This window comes from Pseudomonadota bacterium, from assembly GCA_039196715.1.
Taxonomy (GTDB): Bacteria; Pseudomonadota; Gammaproteobacteria; order CALCKW01; family CALCKW01; genus CALCKW01.
This window is the reverse complement of record JBCCUP010000029.1, coordinates 1-21,184: the sequence shown is the minus strand read 5'-3', so window position 1 is coordinate 21,184 and position 21,184 is coordinate 1. Positions and strand designations below refer to the sequence as shown.

The window sequence follows — 21,184 nt, the reverse complement described above, 5'->3', positions numbered from 1 at the left end:
AGACGGAGAAGTGATATCGTTGACCCGCGCGACGCACAACAACAGTCGGCCTGCACAGGCCAAACAGCGTCAAACTCATGCCAATTTGGAGGCACAACATGACATTTTCGCTCAAGAAGTCAGTGGCAATGCTCGCCCTGTCTACCACCGTGTCGACCGCCGCGCTGGCGGGCGATCTGGTGATCAACTTCGACGACCCGAACCCGGGCCCGAAAGCCGGTTTCGAAGCGGCGGTTGAAGCGTTCAAGAAAGCCAACCCCGACGTCAACGTCACGGTCAACATCAACGACCGCGAAGCGCACAAGACCGCGATCCGCAACTTCCTGTCCGCCGACGCGCCGGACATCACGTCCTGGTACCCCGGCAACCGCATGGCGCCGTTCGTCAACGCGGGCCTGTTCGAGGACGTGTCTGACGTCTGGGACGCGAACAACTTCCACGAGGACCTCGCCGCGATCAAGCCGACGATGACCATCGACGGCAAGCAGTGGGGCGTGCCCTACACCTACTACCAGTGGGGCGTGTACTACCGCAAGGACATCTTCGACAAGCTGAACCTGGCCGAGCCGACCAACTGGGACGAGTTCAACGCGGCGGCCAAGACGCTGATGGACGCCGGCGTGACGCCGATCACCATCGGCACCAAGTACCTCTGGACCGCAGCGGGCGTGTTCGACTACCTGAACCTGCGCATCAACGGCTACGAAGTCCACAACGACCTCACCGCCGGCAAGATCAAGTACACCGACGAGCGCATCAAGAACGTGTTCATGACGTGGAAAGACATGGTTGACGCGGGCTACTTCGTTGACAACCACGCCACCATGTCCTGGCAGGAAGCGATTGCACCCTTCGCCAACGGCGACGCGGCGATGTACGTGATGGGCAACTTCTCCGTGGACGGCTACAAGAACGCCGGCCTCACCGAAGACCAGATCGACTACTTCCAGTTTCCGGAAATCACCCCAGGCCTCGCACGGGCAGAAGAGGCGCCGGCTGACGCGTTCTTCATCCCGTCTCGGGCGAAGAACAAGGAAGACGCGCGCAAGTTCCTCGCGTTCATCGCACAGCCGGACATCCAGACCGAGTGGAACAACACCATCGGACAGTTGCCGATCAACAAGAACGCGCAAGTGGGCGACAGCAAGTTCCTCAAAGAGGGCTTCGAGACCCTGTCCACCGCATCGGGCCTTGCGCAGTTCTACGACCGCGACGCGCCGGCTCAGATGGCCAAGGCGGGCATGGAAGGCTTCCAGGAGTTCATGCTCGACACGTCCAAGATGGACGCGATCCTCGAGCGTTTGGACAAGGTTCAGGACGACGTCTACAACTGAGCCTGATGGCTGCCAGGTGGCCTCGCGCCACCGGGCGGCGGTCTGTGCAATGCACTCCGTGCCGTCCGGGCACGGGGTGTGCGCCACCCGACACACGGTAGGAGAGACGCATGGCAACAACGGACACCGGTCTCGGCCGAACCAGCCGCGACACGTGGCTCTACCGCAACCGCATCAAGCTCGCGCCGTGGCTGTTCGTCGCGCCCGCGCTGCTGTTTTTCGCGGTCTACGTGATCATACCGATCTTTCAGTCGATCTCGATTTCCTTCTACGAGTGGAACGGCCTCTACAACGCCGAGGGGGAATCGACGGCGGAGTGGGTCGGCTTGGAGAATTACGCGAAACTGCTCGACGACGAGCGCTTCTACGTGTCGCTCAAGAACAACGTGATCTGGCTGGTGTTCTACATGCTTGCCGTGCCGATCGGCCTCGCGATCGCGCTGTTTCTCAACCAGACCGTGACCGGCATACGACTGTACAAGTCGCTCTTCTTTTTTCCCTTCGTCATCTCCCAGGTGGTGGTGGGGCTGATTTTCGGGTGGTTTTACAACCCCGACTTCGGCGTGATCGGGTCGCTGTGGAAGGCGGCCTTCTGTGAGGAGACGATCAACATCGTCGGCAACGTCACGACCAAATGCAGCGCGCCACCGCCCGACATCCTCGCCGACGAGAACTGGGCGACCTTTGCGATCATCTTCGCCGGTCTCTGGCCGCAGATCGCCTACTGCATGATTCTCTACCTGACCGGGCTCAACAACGTCTCGCCCGATCAGATCGAAGCGGCCCGTCTCGACGGCGCGCGTGGCTGGCGCATGCTACGGCACGTGATCCTGCCGCAACTCGCACCGGCCACCTTCCTCGCCATCGTGGTCACGGTCATCGGCGCACTTCGCTCTTTTGACATGATTGCGATCATGACGCGCGGTGGCCCTTTCGGGTCGACCAACGTGCTGGCGTATTACATGTACGAGACCGCCATCTCCGAATACGGTGACCGGTACGGCTACGGGTCCGCGATCGCGACCGTGCTGTTCCTGATCATGCTGGTGTACATCTCGTACTTCCTCTGGCGCATGTACCAAGACGAGAAGGGGCGTTGAGATGTTTCCGAAACCCATAGAACAGTCTTCACCCGCTCGGCAACTGCTCTACAAGTTCTCGTTGCCGATCGTCCTGTTCATCTGGCTGCTGCCGCTGCTCGCGATCTTCATGACGTCGATTCGGCCAGCGGTCGACATCAACTCGGGCAACATGTTCGGTTGGCCGTCGTCGTTCGACCTGATTCCGAACTACATCGCTGTCTTCACCGATTCCGAGGCCCTGGTGTACTTCTGGAACTCGGTTAAGGTGACCATACCGACCGTGATCATATCGGTGTCGCTGGCTTGCCTGGCTGGCTACGGCCTGGCGATCTACCGCTTCCGCTTTGCACTGCCGCTGTTCTTCCTGTTCATTGCGGGCAACTTCGTGCCGTTTCAGATTCTGATGGTGCCGGTGAGGGACCTCTCCGTACGCACGGGCCTGTACGACACGGTGACTGGCCTGGTGCTGTTCCACGCAGCCTTCCAGACCGGCTTCTGTACCTTGTTCATGCGCAATTTCATCCGCGACCTGCCGCGCGAGCTCATCGAGAGTGCGCGCATCGAGGGCGTCGGCGAGTTGCGTATTTTCTGGTACCTCGTGCTGCCGCTGGTGCGGCCGGCGATCGCGGCGCTGTCGGTGCTGATCTTCACCTTCATCTGGAACGATTTCTTCTGGGCGACGGTCCTGACCCAGGGTGAATCGTCGAAGCCGATCACCGCGGGCATCCGCGCCCTGAACGGGCAGTTCGTCTCGCAATGGCACCTGGTGTCGGCGGCGTCGTTGATGGCGGCCGTGCCGCCGGTGGTGATCTTCTTCGCGATGCAAAAACACTTCATTGCCGGTCTGACACTCGGTGCGACCAAGGGCTGATGTGAGAAGCCTGGCTGCGCCCCGACGCCGACTCGCCCGCGCATGAGCGGTCTGATCGGCTCGTTGACCACGGTGGAATGGGCGCTGCTTGCGCTCAACACCCTGCTGTTGGTGTTTGCCAAGCCGATCCTGTCGCGGATCACCTCCACCGCGGACGAGCGTTCGAGCGCGTGGCGACTGAACGCGTTTCGCGGCCTGAACGTGTTGATGCTGCTCACCGTCGGCACCGGGGCGGCGCTCGGCCCGAACGCGGGCGAGCGCGGCGTGTTGCTGAAGTTGCTGCTGGTTTTGGCGACGGTGTGGTGTTTTTACCTCGCCATGCAGCTCGCCGGCTACGGCCTGCGGCAACGCTATGGCGTGCGGCGCACAGTCGACGGTCAGGAGGTGCTCTCGGACAGCTGGACCTCGCGCCTGTTGTATTTGCTCGCCTGCGGTTTCCTGTCGGTCCTCGGCTTGGTCACGGCCATCCAGATTGCCGGCTTCAACAGCCTCTTGCAAACCACTGGCGTGCTCGGGTTTCTCGGCGTGTTTCTGGCGCTCACGCAATCGAGTTGGTTGCCGGACATCGCCGCCGGCCTGATCCTGCTCGATGGGCGGATGCTGGAAGAGGGCGACATCGTGCTGGTGCCCTTTGGCCAACAGCGAACGACCTGCGCCGTGCACAAGACCAAACTCTTCCACACCGAGCTGCTCGACCTCGCCGACAACCACCGCATCATGGTCAGCAACGCCTGGTTGCGCGGGCAACCGCTGCACAACCTCAGCAAGTTTGCGTCAGCCAAGGGGTTGCGTGAGGCGCTCCACTTCAAGATCGGCTACGAGGTCACGGCCGACACAGTGCGGGCGCTGATGGCCTCGGCGGCCGAACGGGCCGCGGCCGACGGCGTCGCCTTCGAATCGCAGCATCCGATCGAGGTCGTATTGCAGGACACCGGCGACCACGCGCTCGAGTGGATGGTGTGCTATTACACCAAGGCCGTACGCAAACGGCTGCTGATCCGACAACAGATGCGCGAACATATCCTGAACGAAGCCCAGTCACGCGGCGTGTCGCTGGCGACTCCCTTTGGCGTCAGCCTGGACGGCAGTGTCCTCCCGGCGGGCACCGGAGCGACGCCGTGACCGAGGCGCGGGTGAGCCGCATCGCCGGCGACGGCATTGGCGTGGATGTCACGGCAGCGACCTGCGAGGTGTTGGCGGTGGCGGCCGAGTGCGTGCCGGGGTTTTCTTTGGCCTACCGTGACATCGATGCGGGGGCGGGCCTGTATGCCCGCGAGGGCATCGACATCGAAGCGGGGGGCGAGCGTGCTGCCGGCGAGGCCGACGCGATTCTGCTCGGCGCCATCGGCCTGCCGAGCGTGCGCCACACGGACGGCACCGAGATCTCGCCTCACCTCCGTCTGCGCGATCGCTTCGGGCTCTACGCCGGGGTGCGCCCGGTCAAGGCCTACCCGAACGCGCCCCAGCGGTTGGCCGATCCCCGTGCCGCCGACATCGACCTGGTGATCCTGCGGGAATCGACCGAGGGCTTGTTCTACTCTGCCGCCGTACACGGTCGCAGCGAGGTCATCGGCGACAGCGAGGTGCGGGACACCCTGCGGATCACGCGTACCACCACCGAGAAACTGCACCGCTTCGGCTTCAACTACGCGCGCAAGCGCAAGGCGCGCGGGAAACGCGGCTTGCTGACCTGCGTCGACAAGGCGAATGTGTTCACGTCGATGGCCTTTTTCCGGCGTATTTTCGACGAGGTTGCCGACGCCAACCCGGATATCGAACGGGGGTACAACTACGTCGACGCGCAGGCGCTCGACCTGATTCGCCAGCCCTGGGCCTTTGATGTGCTCGTCACCGAGAACATGTTCGGTGACATTCTCTCGGACCTTGCCGGCGGACTGGTGGGCGGCATGGGCATGGCGAGCTGTGCCGAGATCGGCGACGACATCGGCTTGTTTCAACCGGCCCACGGCAGCGCGCCCGACATCATGGGCAGCGACCGCGCCAACCCCTTGGCCGCGATTCTCAGCGGCGCGCTGATGCTGGATTACCTCGGCGACACACTCGACTGTGCCGCGATGAACGAGGCTGCCGAACTGATCGAACGCTCAGTGGAGGCCGGTTTCGCGGCAAACACCCTGCGGCCCGCGGAATTCGGCGGTGACATGGGGACACGCGCCATCACGGCCGCCGTGATCGCATCGCTGCGCGCACAGGACTGACGCTCAGGTTACGTGGTCTATCGCCGGCGAGCTGTGACGGGCGTGCCAGGGCCCCGCGCGGCCGCTAGTGGTCGCCCCAGGCCCGGATGCGAAACAGCATCTTGTTGACCCGCAGGATCTCGCGAACCGTGACGGTGCCCTCGGTGGCAGTCCCGTTCTTGACGAGCAGGACGTGGCCTTCCTCGGCGTCGATCAGCTGGCTCAGGACCTCCTGGATGCGCGTCGTCGGCTCGATCAGGGTGACGTTGGTGCCGGCGAGGGCGTGCAACGGCTCCTCGAAGGCCGGGTCGCTGCTCTCGCTGATCTCGTTGAGCGGCAGCAGGTCGAGCTGGCTCACGGGCTTGCCGCCGCTGGCGTCTGGCAGGCTTGCAATGTGTGCCATTTCCCGGATGCCCTCGGGCGCCTGCATCGAGATCAGCAGGTCGTCTGTGGTCAGCACGGTGTCGACGTTGCCGTCCTGATCGCGCAGGCCGATCACGGTGGTCTCGTGCTCGTGCATCGCCTTGACCGCATCGAGACCGGTCTGGCTGTCGTCGAGGATGACCAGCGGCTGCATGATGTCGCGGGCCGTTTGCGCACCGCGGAAGAAGATTTCGTCGATCTGCAAGGCGTCGAGGTCGATCAAACGCAGCCGCTGCAGGGGTTTGATCTGGTTGTAGAGCTGGTAGTACGCCATCATCGTCTTGAGAAAATCGATGGGCTTGACCACGCCGAGGACGGTCTTGGCGTCGTCGTAGACGAACAGGCAGTCGCCCGTTCCGTTGAGGAAAAACTCCACGGCTTCGAGCGGGGTGGTCGTCGAGGGCACGTTCGGGACCGGCCGCGACACCAGTGCCGTGAGTTTGGTGGCGAGGATGCGAACGTCGTCGTCTTTCTCGGCCAGGGTGTTCAGGAAGCGCGGAAAGCAGCGCTGAATCGTCGACCGGCTCAGCACGCCGATCAATTGCCGGTCGTCGGGGTCGATGACGCCGACCGAGCCGATCGAGCGCACGTCCTTGCGCCCGACGAGGTGGCCGAAGGACGTGTCGCACGACGCCGTGGGCACCTGCGGGTCCATCAGATCGGTGACCGACTCCAGTCGTGAGAAGAACCCGAATTCGTTCCGGGCCAATTGCTGGAAGAGGTCGACGACGCGTTGTTGAGCCACCATATCGTTCAAACTACCTTGGTCGGTTTAACGTCTCGCGGTGTCGGCGTGCGGTGCGCTCTGCACGCTGACGGTACCGCTGCACTTGCGGCTCGCTTGTGCTCTGCTGCATTCGCTCGTTCACGGCGTGTCCTTCACACGGGAATCCGGAGGTGTGTTTGGCTGGCGGCTGCGCAGCACACGCCGGCGCACACCGATCCAGCGGCAACGACGCAAGATTTGTACCTCGCACCCGGGTGCCCACGCACCGCGGGGCGCGGCACGGTGCGCCGGCCCGTCAGCGTGGCGCACGCCCGGCTCGGGGCGCCCGATCAGGCGGGATCGATGTCGATGACGGTGATTTCCGCCCGGCTGCCGATGCGGAAGATCGGTCCCCAGCAGCCGGTGCCCGGCGCGACATAGAGGTGGTGTTGACCGGTACTGTAGAGACCGCGCCAGTGCGGGTGGCGGCGCCGAACGAGCACGGAAAACGGCCAGACCTGGCCTGCGTGCGTGTGGCCCGAGAGCATCAGATCCACGCCGACGCGTTGGGCAGCATCCCAATCGTCGGGCTTGTGGTAGAGCAGCACGCTGAAGCGTTCGGGGTCGAACGGCACGCGCGGCAGGGCGTCGACCAGGTAGTGGGCCGCATCGCTGTCGTCGACGCCGAGGAGCTGCAGGTCGCCGAGCGTTTCCGAGGCGTTGCGCAACACCGTCACCTGTTGTTCCCGGATGTCGTGCAGCAGGGCATCGAGCTTGACGTAGCGCTCGTGGTTGCCAATCACCATGTAAACGGGCGGGTGCTCAACGGCGAGCGCACCGAGCTGCGCCGCGCCGATCTCCCCACCGTCAACCAGGTCGCCGGTGATCACGATCGCGTCGGGCTGTTGGGCGATCGCACGCGCCATCGCACGCGACAGGGTGTTGGCCCCGAGCGAGCCGAGGTGAACGTCGGTCAACTGCACCAGCCGGCGCGATGCACCCACCTTGTCGCTCTGAAAACGCAGCGTGCGGACGCGCGGCGAGAGGGCCAGGTACAGCCCCAGACCCAACACGATGGCGGCGAGCGCAACCGCAATCCCGCCCCGGTGGGCAGCCAGCGGCGTGAGGCTCAGCGGCCAGCTCAGCAGCAGTCCCACCGCACACGCGTAGCCGACGGAGATGCCCTGCATCAGGACTTGACGTACCCGGGGCAGGGGGCGTTGCAGGGCGTACCACATGAGCCCCGCGTAGGGTACGGCGAGGGCCGCGGACAGCAGCAGGACCGCGCCGGTCGAGAGCGACGCCATCAGGCCTGACAGCGTGGCCAGGGGCAAGGCGACCACCAACCAGGTGGTGAAGGCGAACAGGAAACGGATCATCTGAGTGGGCACCAATCGGCGTTGCCGACGCGCGTACAGGCCTGTGCGCGCGTGACCCGGCGAGTTGCGCGGCTCAGACACCGGCGCGTGGCGGCGGTTCCGGTCACAGCTGCCGCTTGTTCGGCTCGCCCGCGACCTCCCGCGCGAGGCGGGGCACGAGGTACCCGGGCAGGCGGGCCTGCATCACCCGGTGCAGCGAGCGGGCGCGGGCGTCGGTCACGTGGAAGTGGGCGGTGCCCTGCACGCGGTCGGGCAGGTGGAGGTAGTACGGCAGGACGCCACACGCAAACAGCCGTTCGCTCAACGCGACCAGGGCGTTCGCGTCGTCGTTGACGCCCGCGAGCAACACGCTCTGGTTGAGCAGGGTCGCGCCCGCGTGCTGCAGGGCGCGCAGGGCCCCCTCTACGCGGCCGTCGAGCTCGTTGGCGTGGTTGGCGTGAACCACGAACACGGTGTTGAAACGCGTCGTCGACACCCAGTCGAGCAGCTGAGTGTCCACCCGCTCCGGCAGCACGACGGGCTGGCGCGTGTGAATGCGCAACCGGGTGATATGGTCCAGTGACTCGAGGTCGCGCACTTTTGCACTGAGCGCGGCGTCGGTGGCGTTCAACGGGTCTCCACCACTCAAGATCACTTCGTTCACAGCCGGTTGGCGGGCGAGGTAGTCAAGCACGGCAGCCCACGCGTCCCGGCCCAGCCGGTGCGCGTCGTAGTCGAAGTGGCGCCGGAAGCAGTAGCGGCAGTGCACTGCGCAACTCCCCGTGACCGCCACCAGCGCACGGCTTGCGTATTTGTGCAGGACGCCAGGCACCGCGGTTGCCGCGGTCTCGCCAAGCGGGTCGTTGGTGTACCCCGGTGTCACCACCGCCTCGGCGAGGTCAGGCAGCACCTGCCGCAGCAGCGGGTCATGGGGGTCACCGGTGCGCATGCGCGCGACGAAACCGCGCGGCACGCGCAACGGAAACCCGCGGCAGACCCGCTCGAGGTGCTCGCTGTCGGCGGGCGTGAGCGCCAGCAGGGTGCAGAGTTCGGCCACGTCCTGCACGGTGTCGGCGAGGGCGGCCTTCCAGGGCGGGCGTCGGTCGTTGGGGTGGGGGTCGCGCGGCGCGCGCGCGGGTTGCAAGCTCATCGGGGGGCGGGCTTCGGGTGCCCGGCCATTGTACGCGCTCGCGCTGATCAGTGAGACAGCCTGTCGATGTGGCGTTGCAGCACCGCCCGGGCGTGGGGCGCCTTGGCCAACGACAGTGCGGCACGGTACGCCGCGCAGGCCTCGATGTGTCGATCCAGTCGCTCGAGCACGCGGCCTCGCGCGCTGTTGAGCAGGTGGTAGTGCGAGAACGCAGGTTCTGCACCCAAGGTGTCGATGCACGTCAGCGCGCGTGCCGGGTCGCCCGCCTCGCACACGGCTATGGCGTGGTTGAGGCGGTACAACGGTGACGCGTTGAAGGCGAGCAGCTGCGCATAGAGCGTGGCAATCGAGGCCCAGTCGGTGTCATCGATGTGCGCGGCCTGACAATGAATCAGGGCGATCGTGGCCTCCAGGTGGTACCGGCTGCTCGGCAACCCGGCGTGCAGCAACCAACGTCGGGCTTGCTCGATCAGCCCCTGATCCCAGCGGCGTCGGTCCTGGTCGGCCAGCAGGTGGGTGGCGCCGGCCTCACCCGTTCGGCTTTCGATGCGGGCTGCGTGTGCCAGCATCAGGGCAAGCAGGGCCGAGGTGGCTGGTGTCGCAAGGCGGTGGTTCGCGAGCAGGTGGCAGAGGCGTGTGGCCTCCTCGCACACGTCTTCGCGCACCGGGTCATCGCCACTGCTGGCGCTGTAGCCTTCGTTGAACATCAGGTAGAGCGCGTGGTGAATGGCATCCAGCCGCATCGGCAGATCGTCGTCGGCGGGCAGTGACAACTCCACACCGAGGGTGCGCAACCGCAGGCGGCTGCGCTGCAGGCGCTTCTTGACCGCCTCGTCCTGCATCAACAGGCCGGCGGCCACCTCGCTGACACTGAAACCGCAGAGGATCTTCAGGATCAGCGCGAGCTGGGCGCGCCGGTCCAGCGCCGGGTGACAGCACACGAACATCATGCGCAACAGGTTGTCGGGTAGGCGCGCGTGCACCTGCCAGTCGTCGTCGAGCGCGTCCTGCGTTGTGTCTTCGACCAGCAAGTGGCGCTTGCGCTCGGCCATGGCGTCGTGCCGGAGTTGGTCGATCAGGTGTCTGCGGGCGACCTGGTGCAGCCAGGCAGCCGGTTTGTCCGGTGCCCCCTTGAGCGGCCAGTGCACCATGGCCTGTTCCAGGGCCGCTTGCACGGCGTCCTCGGCGGCTTGCAGTCGGGCAATGCCGAATCGCGTGCAGAGCTGGGCAATCAGGTTCGCCGACTCGTGGCGGAAGAAGTGCTCAATCAGCGGTTGCACGCAGTGCGACGCGCCGTCGCTCCCCGTGCCAACGGACGCCGCGGCGTCCGTTGGCCGGGCAGGCCGGTCGTTCTGCACGGTCTCAGTTGACCTCGAACTCGACCACCGGCCGCACCTCGACCCGCCCGCCGTCGGCGAGCACCGGGCACCCGGCTGTGAGGGCGACGGCCGCGTCCAGCGACTCCGCCTGGACAAACGAGTACCCGCCGATCAGTTCCTTGCTCTCGGCAAAGGGCCCGTCGGTGACACCGTCGTCCGAGACCATCTTGCCCGTGTACTCAAGCGGGTTGCCGGGTTCCACCATCCAACCGGCTTGCATGCCGGACTCGATCCAGGTGCTCCAGGCCGTCATGATGGCCTGCATGGCCTCGGGGGAGGGCTCGCTCTCGGGTGGGGTGCTGCGGTAGATGAAGAGATAGCGTGTCATTGTCGTGTCCTCGCGGCGGTTGTACGCAGCGACGCGATTGCGCCGCTTTCGTACAAGACGACGATGCTACGCGCGAATCGGGGACACCGCGGGCGAATTTTTTTCAGTGCCTGCGGCAATGAGGGCGTCAGTACGACAGGGCAGCTCGAGGTGGCGGCGGTCCGCTCCGGTTCAGAACCGGATCTCGTAGGCCATTTCCGTCACGTGCTGATCGCCGACCGTGTCCCCGTTGGAGCGTACTTCGCGGTGCTGGATCTGCCAGTTCGCGCGTTCGCTGACCCGGTAGCGGAGGCTCAGGCCCCACTCCCGGTGTTTCAGCGTGGTGCCGTCGAGGCTCAGCACGTCCGCGTGCATGTCGACGCTGTCGCCGAGCGATTGGGTGAGGCGACCGGACAGGTGTGTGAGCGACTCGCCCCACGCGGTGTTGTCGTGGTGCAGCAGCCTGCCAACGCCGATGGCGGTGTCGAGCTGTACACCGGGCGCGTCGACAAGCTGGCTGCCCAGGCCCAACACCATCGGTGAGGTCGTGGCCGCACGGTCGGGGCGCGAGACACGCGCACCCGGGCCGAACATGTAGCGGTTGTCACCCAGGTGCAGGCGGGTCGTGTCGCCAAAAGACAGCACCTCCTCGGGCGCCAGTTGCAGGGGTGGGGTGCCGTTCAGGGCGCCGAGGCGTGGCGCTTGCGGGGCGCTCGGTGCAAGCTGGTCGTGCCACACGCCGGCCAGCCCCATCACCGCGGACACCGCCACCAACAGGTATACTTTTCGGGCCTTGAACACGGTCGACACAGACTCCGATCACGCCATGCATCCCCTGCTTAGCGGCCCGGTGCACGGGTTTCCGAAGGCCTCCGCGTGACATTGTCATCTTCGTCTCCGTCCCGCCGGGTGGCGAGCGATCAGCTCGGTCCGCACCCGGACCTCGACGCGCGGGTGGAACGCCACCGGCGGCATGCCTTCCGCCGCCCACCGCACACCGCCTCGGTGGCGGCCTTCGAGCGTGCCGGCGCCTGGCTGGCCGCGCAGGGTGCGGCACCGCTGATTCTCGACATCGGCTGCGGCACGGGCGACAGCAGCCGGGCGCTGGCACACGCTCACCCGGATGCGGCCGTCGTGGGCATCGACAAGAGCGCGGCCCGGCTCATTCGCAGACGGCGGACGAACTCGCCGGACAACCTGCTGTTGCTGCAGGCCAACGCCTTGGATGTGTTGCCACGGGCGCGCGCGGCGGGCTGGCGCTGCGATCGAGTGGCGCTTTACTACCCGAACCCGTGGCCGAAGGCCGCACAACTGAACAAGCGGTGGCACGGCTCGCCGGTCTTCGCCGACCTGATAGCCCTGGGCGGGCAGTTGGAGTTGCGCTGCAACTGGCGCACCTACGCAGACGAAATGCAGCTCGCGTTGCGCGCGTTTGGCGTGGCGAGCGAGGTCGGCACGTTGGCGGTAGCGACCCCGATCAGCCTGTTTGAGGCAAAGTACGCGGCGAGTGGCCACACGCTGTGGCGCTTGACGGCCAACCTCGGCGCCGCCCGTCTGGATTGAGCACCGCGCGGCTGCCAGGCTTCGCGGCAGAACCGGGTGATGGCTGCCGCGAGCGACTACAGCCACGCCCATGTCGATGCGAATCGGGACGTCCACCTCTCGCTCGACCCTGCGGCCCGGACCCTCGTCCCGCTGATGTCCATGCCCGCGTCGAACAACGCCCCGGCCGCGCACAGTGTCACGACGATCGGCACCGAGAGGCTCGCCCCGAGAGCGGTTGATCTGCGCGACACGGTCTTCGACGCCCTCGGGCAAGGCGATGCCGACGCCGCCGAACCTACCGCGTGCGAACACATGGCCCGAACGCAACGGATCCGCATGTACCTGTTGCGTGAACGCCCGCCCGTGGACCCGTGCGACGACGCCTGCGTAACCCACGGGTCCCAGCAGCCGGCGCGTCGACTTGGGGACGCACAGCATGGTTCGGCGGCAGGGCGCCGCTGCGCCAGTGGGCCCGTGTTCAGTTGCGCTTCAGCCCCAATTGCAACGCGTTCACGCGCTTGTCAGGTGAGGTCATGAAGCTGCCATCCGTCGGCCGTGCCGCGAAGTGGAGGCGGTCGTCGATCACGGCGAGCACTTCGTATTCGACAGTGGGCGTGTTTGCCGGCAGGCCAAGCGGGGCACAGCCGGTGTTGAGCACGTCCTGTGTCACGCCCACGGCCCAGGTGTCGGTGCCGCAGCTGCCGGGCTCCGCGCTGTTGAGGAAGGCCGCGAAGCCCTCGGCGACTGGCGTGAAGCGGACGTAGTCGTCGATGGTCAGCACGGCGTCGTGGGCACCGGCGATCACGGCGGATGGCTCGACAAACTCGACGGTCCCGCCGAAGTGCAAGTGCTGCAGTGCGCTCTGGCAGCCAGCGTCCGCGTAGGTGGTGAAGCTCGCGTCGATGCGGTTGGGTGCGAAGCGGATATTGCGTGTCAGCCACCATGCGCCCACGCTGCCGTCGGCGTTCTGTTGAGGTCGCAGTTCACAGCCGACCGACACCCAGTGGCCGATGATGTCGGCGGGTGTGTTGGCGTGAGCAGGGCTGATCGAGGCGGAGCAGAGGGCAACGCAGGCGGCGTAGCGAAGGGTGTTCATGGCGGGTGGTCTCGTGGTGGGGAGACCGCAACACTACGCGGCGCACTGCATATCAGGAATGCTGAATCGCGTATGTGTTAATTTCCGATTTCCCGAAGTTACGGCGTGCAACCGGATGTCCAACGCAGCGTATCTCCGACACCTCGCCAACTATTCGGTTGTGGTCGAGGCGGGCTCGATGAGCGGCGCTGCCGAGCGCCTGGTCGCGAGTGCGTCTGCCATGAGCGAATCGGTCAAGATCCTCGAGAACTACTACGGCGAGCCCCTGCTCGAGCGCCACCGATCCGGTGTCACACCGACAACGGCCGGTCTCTCCGTGTACGAACACGCACGCGACATGGCGCAGGCAGCTGACCGCGCACTGACGGTAAAACGTCGTCCTCAGCCGCGACCCAAGCTGCGTGTGAGTTTGCCGATCGAACTGGCCTGCGGCTGGTTTCACGACGCGATTGAGCGGGTGCTGGCCAGCGAGGCAGCGCCTCAACTGACCCTCCTGGCCGAGGATGAGCTGCTGGACCACGACCGCTTCTCGCGCGACCTGTACATCCGTGTCTCGAGCAGCAGCCTGCCGAAAACCCTGACGGTTCTGCACCGGCACCGCACACGCTCCGTGCTCGCAGCGCACCGCAGTCTGCTCGGGCACCGTAACCCGAATCGGCTCAGTGACATCCGGACCTTGCCGTTCCTGTGCAAGCCCCACATCGGCTCCAAGGTGACCTTGTCGATGCCGAAGCGTGTCGGCGGCGAGGTGGTAGGCGCGCACGAAGTTGCGTTCGACCGCACCGTGCACGTCAACGACACGCAAGCGCGCATTGCCCTGGCCAGGCGGGGGCTCGGGGTCGTGGGGTGCATCTGGGACACGTTGCAGGCCGACTTCGATTCCGGCGATATGGTCCCACTTGCACCGCGCAAACTGTCGGTGCCGCTGGAACTGCACATCGTCAGCCCACACAGGGCACCGTCCGCGCCGGTGCGCGATCTGGCAGCCGCCTTCGCCGCGTCGCTCTGAGCACAGCTGCGTTTCGTGCATGCGAGCCTTGAGTCGACCGGTGCTGGGATGACGTTGCCACCGTCGCGGTGACCTGTCTGCGGCACTGAGGCCCGCCTACGGCAAGTGCGTCTCCGCTGGCCGTACCTATCTCATTTGCTTACTTATGAGTATCGCTTGACCTCTGCAGATCACAAGAGTTTACTGTGGTCATCATGCGACTTGATGGGCGCGTCCAAAAGGGACCGACTTGCATAAAATGGCACCCTGTCGTCATGTCTGCGTCACACGTGGCGGTTAACGTCGGTTGACCGTCACGTCCGTTCACACCGAGGGAGATAGAGATGAAACGCTTTGTACCAACGTGCCTTGCCGCCGCGACACTGATGGCGTCGGGTACCGCGCTAGCAGCGACGGAGATCCAGTTCTGGCACGCGTTCACCGGGCGACTGGGTGACCTTGTTGCCGAGCAGATCGACACCTTCAACGCGTCACAATCCGACTACACCGTTGTCGGCAGCCACAAGGGCAACTACTCGGAAACGTTGAACGCCGGAATCGCCGCGTTCCGCGCGGGCGAGCAACCGCATGTCTTGATGGTGTTCGAGGTCGGCACAGCGACCATGATGGCCGCCAAGGGCGCGATCAAACCGGTTTACGAGGTCATGGCCGATGCGGGTGCGGACTTCGATCAAAGCAAGTACATCGGTTCGGTCAAGGGCTACTACACCTCGCCCGACGGCAACATGCTGTCGCTGCCGTTCAACTCCTCCACGCCGGTGCTGTGGGTCAACCGCGACCTGCTCAGCCAAGCGGGTATCGACCCGGACACCGACATGTCAACCTGGGAGCAGGTGGGTGAAGTGCTCGACGGTTTGAAGGCGGCTGGCGTCGAATGCCCGCTGACCACCGCGTGGCAGAGCTGGATCCACCTTGAGAACTTCTCGGCCTACCACGACACACCCTTCGCCACCCAGGACAACGGCTTTGCCGGCACGGACACCGAGCTTGCGTTCAACGGCGCAGCCCAGGTGGCACACTTGTCAGCCATGGGTGAGTGGGCTCAGGATGGCAAATTCTTCTACGCGGGTCGCCGCAACGAGGGTGGTGCCAATTTCCGCGGTGGTGAGTGTGCGCTGTTCACCGAGTCGTCTGCGGGCTACGCCGGCATCAAGGCGGAGGCCCAATTCGATTTCGAAGTTCGGCCGCTGCCGTATTGGAAGGCGGTGACCGACGAGCCGCAGAACACCATCATCGGCGGCGCCTCGCTCTGGACCCTGGCCGGCCACGAGAACGCCGAGTACGAGGGTGTGGCCGCGTTCATGAACTTCCTCTCGTCCGCGGATATCCAGGCCAAGTGGCACCAGGATACCGGCTACCTCCCGATCACCGCCGAGGCGGGGGACAAGACCCGCGCCATGGGTTTCTACGATGCCAACCCGGGCACCGACATTGCGGTGATCCAGATGACCGCGAAAGAGCCGACGGCCAATTCCAAGGGCCTGCGTCTGGGTTCCTTCGACCAGATCCGCGGCATCATCGATGAGGAGCTCGAGGCCATCTGGACGGGTGACAAGAGCGCGCAAGAGGCAATGGACAGCGCCGTGACGCGGGGCAACGCCCTGCTGCGCCGCTTCGAAGCCGCGAGTCGCTAGGGCGCTGCTGTTGCGGTCCGGCACTCGGCCGGGCCGCGCGGACCACCGACATGGAAAAACGGGTCACGTTTCGCGGCGTCTGGTTGCCGCTCTTGCTCATTGCGCCGCAAATCGTGATCACGGCCGTCTTCTTTTTCTACCCCGCCGGGCAGGCGATCTGGCAATCGCTGTTCATTCCCGACCCCTTCGGTTTGTCGATGACGTGGGTCGGGCTTGGTAATTTCGACTTCCTGCTCTCCGACCCCTACTACCGGGCCTCGTTCGGCACGACGGCGGTCTTCTCGATAGGCGTCACGCTCGTGTCGATGGGCGTGGCGTTGTTGTTGGCCGTACTGGCCGACCGGCTGATCAAGGGCTCAGGGACGTACCGCACCTTGTTGATCTGGCCCTACGCGGTGGCACCGGCTGTCGCGGGTGTGCTCTGGCTGTTCATGTTCAACACCCGTGTCGGGGTGGTGTCGTGGTACCTCGGGCAACTCGGCTACGACTGGAACCACGTGTTGAACGAGGACGAAGCGATGGGTCTCGTCGTGGTCGCATCGAGCTGGGGGCGCATCAGGTACAACTTTTTGTTTTTTCTCGCAGGCCTTCAAGCGATACCGCGGTCGGTCATCGAGGCCGCGGCGATCGACGGCGCACGGTTCTGGACCCGCTTTCGCACAATCGTGTTTCCCTTGCTGTCGCCCACCACCTTTTTCCTGCTGGTGGTCAACATCGTCTACGCCTTCTTTGAAACCTTCGGCGTGATCCACACCATCACGTCGGGCGGGCCGCAGCAGGCCACGACCATCCTGGTGTACAAGGTCTATGCGGACGGTTTCGTCGGCCAGGATCTCGGCTCGTCGGCAGCGCAGTCCGTGATCCTGTTGGTCGTGGTGTCGATCCTGACCATCATCCAGTTCAAGTACATCGAACGGCGGGTGCACTACTGATGGCCGCGCGGGACGGCATGGTCGAGAAACGCGGCGCCGGGCTCTGGTTGACCCACGCCGGGTTGATCATCGGTGTGCTGTTCATCTTTTTCCCGATCTGGCTCGCGTTCGTTGCGTCCACCGTCGAGCAGCAGGATATCGCGCGGCCGCCGATGCCGGTCTGGCCCGGCGGCCACCTGGTGGAGAACTACAGCCGTGCGCTGTCCTCCGGCGTCAACGCGCCGGTGCTCGACATGCTTTTCAACTCGGCGGTGATGGCACTCGGCATCGCGCTGGGCAAGATTGCGATTTCCTTGCTGTCCGCCTTTGCGATCGTGTATTTCCGGTTTCCGGGGCGGCGCCTGTTCTTCTGGTTGATCTTCCTGACGTTGATGCTGCCGGTTGAAGTGCGCATCGTGCCGACCTACGAGGTGGTTGCGGGTTTCGGCATGCTGAACAGCTACACCGGGCTGATTTTTCCGCTGATTGCGTCGGCCACCGCCACGTTTCTGTTTCGGCAGTTCTTCATGACGGTGCCCGACGAGTTGGCCGAGGCCGCCCGCGTTGACGGAGCGAAACCGATGCGCTTTTTCGTTGACATCCTGTTGCCGATGAGCCGCACCAACGTCGCTGCCTTGTTCGTGATTCTTTTCATCTACGGCTGGAACCAGTACCTCTGGCCGTTGCTGATCACCACCGACCCGTCAATGAACACCATCGTCATGGGCATCAAACAGATGTTCCCGTCGGGTGACGACACGGCCGATTGGCCGGTGATCATGGCGACTTCGTTGTTGGCGATGGTGCCGCCGGTGTTGGTCGTGGTCAGCATGCAGCGTCTTTTCATTCGCGGACTGGTCGACAGCGAGAAATAGAGCATGGCACGGGTCACACTGCACGACGTCAGAAAGCGCTTTGGCAAGACCGACGTGATTCACGGCGTCGACATCGACATTGCCGACGGTGAGTTCATCGTGATCGTCGGGCCGTCCGGCTGTGGCAAGTCGACGCTGCTGCGCATGGTGGCGGGTCTGGAGACCGTGACGTCAGGCGAGGTGCAGATCGACAGCCGCGTGGTGAACGAGCTCGAACCGATGGACCGTGACATCGCCATGGTCTTTCAGAACTACGCGCTCTACCCGCACATGTCGGTGTTCGACAACATGGCATACGGGCTCAAGATCGCCAAGGTGCCGAAGGATGAGATCCGGCGGCGGGTCGACCAGGCGGCCGAGATCCTGCAACTCGGCGATTACCTGAACCGCAAGCCGCGTGAGTTGTCCGGTGGTCAGCGCCAGCGGGTTGCCATGGGCCGCGCGATCGTGCGCAAACCTGCGGTGTTTCTGTTCGATGAACCGCTCTCCAACCTTGACGCCAAACTGCGGGTGCAGATGCGGCTCGAAATCAAGACACTGCAACGCGAGCTCGGCGTCACCTCGCTGTATGTCACCCACGACCAGGTCGAAGCCATGACCCTGGCTGACCGCATGGTCGTGATGAACGGTGGTGTTGCCGACCAGGTGGGCGATCCACTGTCGGTCTACGCCAACCCGCAAACAGCCTTTGTAGCCGGCTTCATCGGTTCGCCGCCCACCAACTTCATCGACGCGTCAATGCTGGGCGATACCACGACGGATGTCAGCACCGTGGGTGTGCGCCCGGAACACATGCACCTGGTCGCGGTGTCGGACGGTGTGCTGGGGGGAGAGGTGGTTGACGTCGAGCCGCTCGGCGCGGAGACCCTGGTCCACGTGCGCAGCGATCGCCGTGCGATGCTGACCGTGCGCCAGGACAGCAGCGTCGCGCTACCGGCGGCAGGTGACACGGTCGGGCTCAGCTGGGCGCCCGCGCAAGCGATGCACTTCGACGCCGAAGGCCGCCGTCTGCAGGGCTGAACGACGGCGAGCGCACCCTCAGTGTTCTGCCAGCACCGCTTCGATTGCATCGACCACCGCGGCGCACTTCTGACCGTCGATGCCGTCGGCGTGGGGCGGAGCGAAGTGCCCGGCATCGTTGTCGAAATACAAGCCTGTTGAGTGTGCAAACTCGTCGCTGAGGGCGGCGCGCACCAGAATATCGGCACCGATGTTGACGTCGCCGCCGTCCGAACCGAAAGCGTTCTTGACCATTTTGGTGCCGAGTAGCGAGCCGGGATTGACCGCCACGACAACCGGACCGTCGTCGCCGAGCTCGTCGGCGAGTGCGCGCGTCCACATGGTCAGGGCGAGTTTGCTTTGCGCGTAGGCGTCGAAGTCGTCGCGGGCCCGCTCGCGGCCGGCGAGCGCCTGCAGGTCGACCGGCGCCTGCGCGGCCGATGAGAGGTTCACGATCCGACCGGTCGACCCCAGCGGCGTCAGCAGACGTTTGGCCAGCAGGTAGGGCGCCACAGTGTTGACGGTGAAGCGCACATCCAGCCCGTCGACCTCGGCTTGCGGCGTGTTGAACACACCCGCGTTGTTGATCAGCACGTCCAGCGACGTGAGGTCCCGGTTGATCGCATCCGCCAACGCGGCCACATCAGCGAGCCGCGACAGGTCGGCGCGGTAGACGTCGACGTCGGCATGTGGTGCTGCGTCGCGCACGGCGCGCTGTGCTGCGTCGAGTTTCTCGGCACTGCGCCCGTGAAGCAGGACGCGGTGGCCCGATTGCGCGAGCTTGGTGGCTGTCAGCAAACCGATGCCGTCGGTTGCGCCGGTGATCAACAGGGTTTTCATGCGGGTTGTCTCCTGCACGACCCGATGGCGGCGGGCCGTCGGGTCGGCGCGGGGGGATAGTGTGTCAACAGACTCTAGTGCACGGGCAGCGCCGGCGACGCGCCCGCTCGTTGCGGCGCACGTCGAACGGGTCGGGTGTGGCAAGGCCGCCCCGGTAACCTCAGGCGAGGTCGTCTTTGGCTTCGATCAAAAAATGGTGACTGACCGAACCCGCGGTCCGCGCCTTGAGGTGCGGTGCGTAGGCCGGGTCCTGCATGAACGCGAGGGCCGCATCGCGCGAGGGCCACTGGATGATGATGCGAAGCGCTGCGTCGTCGCCGTCACCCTCGACGCGTTCGTGGTTGGCTGTGCGCGCGAGGTAGGTGCCACCGTGTTGCGCCACCAGGGCATTGGCAGGGCCGATGTAGTCGGGGATCCAATCGTCGGACGTGGGTGTGACAGCAAGAACGGAGTAGTACGCCATGGGATGAGCTCTCGTGGGATGTGAAGGAGCGCTCGAGTCTATTGTCTTGATTAATTTGATCAAGATGCATAATCTGAATTGATAATATCGAAAAAAGATATAAAAGTGGACACAGACGCGGTACACCTGTTTGTGCGTGCGGCGGATCTGCGCAACATCAGCCGCGCCGGACGGGACCTCGGCCTGGCACCCGCCGCAGCCAGCGCGAAGCTCGCCAAGCTCGAGAGAAGCCTGCAGACCGAACTGCTGCACCGTTCCACGCGACGGGTATCGCTCTCGGTCGACGGCGCGGCCTTCCTGCCGTTTGCGCGCGAGTTGCTGGCGCAGGCGTCGGCCGGGCGCGCGGCGATCGGACTCGGCACGGCCGACCCGGTGGGCACCGTGCGCTTCACGGCGCCGAGCACCTTCGCGCAGCGCTACATCGCGCCGGTGTTGCCGGTTTTTCTCGACCGGTTTCCGTCGCTGTCGCTCGACTTGCACCTGTCGGACGCCCGCTTCGACCTGATCGACGGGAGTTTCGATCTGGCCTTGCGCACCGCGCAGGCGGAAGACGCCGGTTTTCACGGCCGCCGACTCTGTGCCGAGCACTATGTGCTCTGTGCCGCACCGGCCTACCTCGAGCGCCACGGCCACCCGACCGACCCCGCCGCGCTCTCGCGCCACCGCCTGATCGGCTACCGTGGCTTGCCTGCGCTGCCGCTCACGCGCAACGGGCAGCCTGTGGGGGTGTTCGACGCGGTGCGCGACGGCTGCCGCGTGGTGCTCGACGACGGCGACAGCGCACGGCAGCTCACGCTGGCGGGTGCCGGAATCTCGGTGCAGTCCACCTGGAACGTGGCCGACGCGCTCGCGTCGGCGGCGCTCGTCGAAGTCCTGCCCGACTGCACGCTGGCGTCCGATGCGGCGCTCTGGCTCGTCTACCCCAAATCCCACGTGTTGTCCGCTAAGGTCAGGGTGTTGATCGACTTTCTCATGAGCGAGATCGGCGACTACCCGCCTTGGTT

Annotated in this window: 21 protein-coding genes; 12 read left to right on the top strand and 9 right to left on the bottom strand. The window is 65.1% G+C overall.

What is annotated here, in order from left to right; translation table 11 throughout:
• Window positions 1-98 precede the first annotated feature (98 nt).
• The 5 genes from AAGA11_11655 (at window position 99) to AAGA11_11635 (ending at window position 5,506) form a co-directional block, all read left to right on the top strand.
• Window positions 99-1,334, top strand: a complete 1,236-nt coding sequence (locus AAGA11_11655; protein MEM9603511.1) for an ABC transporter substrate-binding protein — start codon at window positions 99-101, stop codon at window positions 1,332-1,334.
• A 110-nt stretch (window positions 1,335-1,444) separates the two neighbouring features.
• Window positions 1,445-2,434 (top strand): sugar ABC transporter permease, encoded by a 990-nt coding sequence (locus tag AAGA11_11650; GenBank protein ID MEM9603510.1) that lies wholly within the window; start codon window positions 1,445-1,447, stop codon window positions 2,432-2,434.
• Between the two features lies 1 nt (window position 2,435).
• Window positions 2,436-3,287 carry a carbohydrate ABC transporter permease gene (locus tag AAGA11_11645; protein MEM9603509.1) on the top strand — a complete coding sequence of 284 codons (852 nt, stop codon included), beginning with the start codon at window positions 2,436-2,438 and terminating at the stop codon, window positions 3,285-3,287.
• Between the two features lie 42 nt (window positions 3,288-3,329).
• Window positions 3,330-4,409 (top strand): mechanosensitive ion channel family protein, encoded by a 1,080-nt coding sequence (locus tag AAGA11_11640; GenBank protein ID MEM9603508.1) that lies wholly within the window; start codon window positions 3,330-3,332, stop codon window positions 4,407-4,409.
• Entirely contained in the window at window positions 4,406-5,506 is a 1,101-nt protein-coding gene (locus AAGA11_11635; GenBank protein ID MEM9603507.1) for an isocitrate/isopropylmalate family dehydrogenase, read from the top strand. The genes AAGA11_11640 and AAGA11_11635 overlap by 4 nt, the downstream gene beginning before the upstream one ends.
• Before the next feature lie 64 nt (window positions 5,507-5,570).
• Here AAGA11_11635 and AAGA11_11630 read toward each other — a convergent pair whose 3' ends face one another.
• From AAGA11_11630 to AAGA11_11605, 6 genes are all read right to left on the bottom strand, one after another.
• Entirely contained in the window at window positions 5,571-6,653 is a 1,083-nt protein-coding gene (locus AAGA11_11630) for a CBS domain-containing protein (GenBank protein ID MEM9603506.1), read from the bottom strand.
• 311 nt (window positions 6,654-6,964) lie between these two features.
• Window positions 6,965-7,993: a metallophosphoesterase gene (locus AAGA11_11625; GenBank protein MEM9603505.1), complete on the bottom strand. Its 1,029-nt coding sequence runs from the start codon at window positions 7,991-7,993 to the stop codon at window positions 6,965-6,967.
• A gap of 103 nt (window positions 7,994-8,096) precedes the next feature.
• Window positions 8,097-9,173: an EF-P beta-lysylation protein EpmB gene (gene epmB, locus AAGA11_11620; protein ID MEM9603504.1), complete on the bottom strand. Its 1,077-nt coding sequence runs from the start codon at window positions 9,171-9,173 to the stop codon at window positions 8,097-8,099.
• The gene (locus AAGA11_11615) at window positions 9,170-10,480 is read right to left on the bottom strand and encodes a sigma-70 family RNA polymerase sigma factor (protein MEM9603503.1); all 1,311 of its coding nucleotides are present in this window, start codon (window positions 10,478-10,480) and stop codon (window positions 9,170-9,172) included. The genes epmB and AAGA11_11615 overlap by 4 nt, the downstream gene beginning before the upstream one ends.
• Window positions 10,481-10,484: 4 nt before the next feature.
• A complete protein-coding gene (locus AAGA11_11610) occupies window positions 10,485-10,829 on the bottom strand; it encodes a YciI family protein (protein ID MEM9603502.1) in 345 nt (114 codons plus the stop codon).
• A gap of 171 nt (window positions 10,830-11,000) precedes the next feature.
• Window positions 11,001-11,609 (bottom strand): hypothetical protein, encoded by a 609-nt coding sequence (locus tag AAGA11_11605; GenBank protein MEM9603501.1) that lies wholly within the window; start codon window positions 11,607-11,609, stop codon window positions 11,001-11,003.
• A gap of 75 nt (window positions 11,610-11,684) precedes the next feature.
• Between AAGA11_11605 and AAGA11_11600 the strand changes: the two genes are divergently transcribed.
• On the top strand, window positions 11,685-12,371 hold the full coding sequence (locus AAGA11_11600; GenBank protein ID MEM9603500.1) for a methyltransferase domain-containing protein: 687 nt from the start codon (window positions 11,685-11,687) through the stop codon (window positions 12,369-12,371).
• A gap of 460 nt (window positions 12,372-12,831) precedes the next feature.
• Here the strand turns inward: AAGA11_11600 and AAGA11_11595 are convergent, their stop codons facing one another.
• Window positions 12,832-13,449 carry a hypothetical protein gene (locus AAGA11_11595; GenBank protein MEM9603499.1) on the bottom strand — a complete coding sequence of 206 codons (618 nt, stop codon included), beginning with the start codon at window positions 13,447-13,449 and terminating at the stop codon, window positions 12,832-12,834.
• A 115-nt stretch (window positions 13,450-13,564) separates the two neighbouring features.
• Between AAGA11_11595 and AAGA11_11590 the strand changes: the two genes are divergently transcribed.
• The 5 genes from AAGA11_11590 (at window position 13,565) to ugpC (ending at window position 18,898) form a co-directional block, all read left to right on the top strand.
• Window positions 13,565-14,458 (top strand): LysR family transcriptional regulator, encoded by an 894-nt coding sequence (locus AAGA11_11590; protein MEM9603498.1) that lies wholly within the window; start codon window positions 13,565-13,567, stop codon window positions 14,456-14,458.
• A gap of 323 nt (window positions 14,459-14,781) precedes the next feature.
• The gene (gene ugpB / locus AAGA11_11585; protein ID MEM9603497.1) at window positions 14,782-16,092 is read left to right on the top strand and encodes a sn-glycerol-3-phosphate ABC transporter substrate-binding protein UgpB; all 1,311 of its coding nucleotides are present in this window, start codon (window positions 14,782-14,784) and stop codon (window positions 16,090-16,092) included.
• A 50-nt stretch (window positions 16,093-16,142) separates the two neighbouring features.
• Window positions 16,143-17,024 (top strand): sn-glycerol-3-phosphate ABC transporter permease UgpA, encoded by an 882-nt coding sequence (ugpA, locus tag AAGA11_11580; protein MEM9603496.1) that lies wholly within the window; start codon window positions 16,143-16,145, stop codon window positions 17,022-17,024.
• Window positions 17,025-17,041: 17 nt separating this feature from the next.
• Complete coding sequence (gene ugpE, locus AAGA11_11575; protein ID MEM9603495.1) at window positions 17,042-17,878, top strand: sn-glycerol-3-phosphate ABC transporter permease UgpE; 837 nt, start codon at window positions 17,042-17,044, stop codon at window positions 17,876-17,878.
• 3 nt (window positions 17,879-17,881) lie between these two features.
• Window positions 17,882-18,898, top strand: a complete 1,017-nt coding sequence (ugpC, locus tag AAGA11_11570; GenBank protein ID MEM9603494.1) for a sn-glycerol-3-phosphate ABC transporter ATP-binding protein UgpC — start codon at window positions 17,882-17,884, stop codon at window positions 18,896-18,898.
• Window positions 18,899-18,916: 18 nt separating this feature from the next.
• Here the strand turns inward: ugpC and AAGA11_11565 are convergent, their stop codons facing one another.
• Together AAGA11_11565 and AAGA11_11560 are read right to left on the bottom strand one after the other, a co-directional pair.
• Window positions 18,917-19,717: an SDR family NAD(P)-dependent oxidoreductase gene (locus tag AAGA11_11565; protein MEM9603493.1), complete on the bottom strand. Its 801-nt coding sequence runs from the start codon at window positions 19,715-19,717 to the stop codon at window positions 18,917-18,919.
• 160 nt (window positions 19,718-19,877) lie between these two features.
• Window positions 19,878-20,180 (bottom strand): DUF1330 domain-containing protein, encoded by a 303-nt coding sequence (locus tag AAGA11_11560; GenBank protein MEM9603492.1) that lies wholly within the window; start codon window positions 20,178-20,180, stop codon window positions 19,878-19,880.
• Window positions 20,181-20,285: 105 nt separating this feature from the next.
• On the opposite strand from AAGA11_11560, the gene AAGA11_11555 reads away from it, so the two are divergent.
• The coding region (locus AAGA11_11555; GenBank protein ID MEM9603491.1) for a LysR substrate-binding domain-containing protein at window positions 20,286-21,184 on the top strand (899 nt) is incomplete at its 3' end.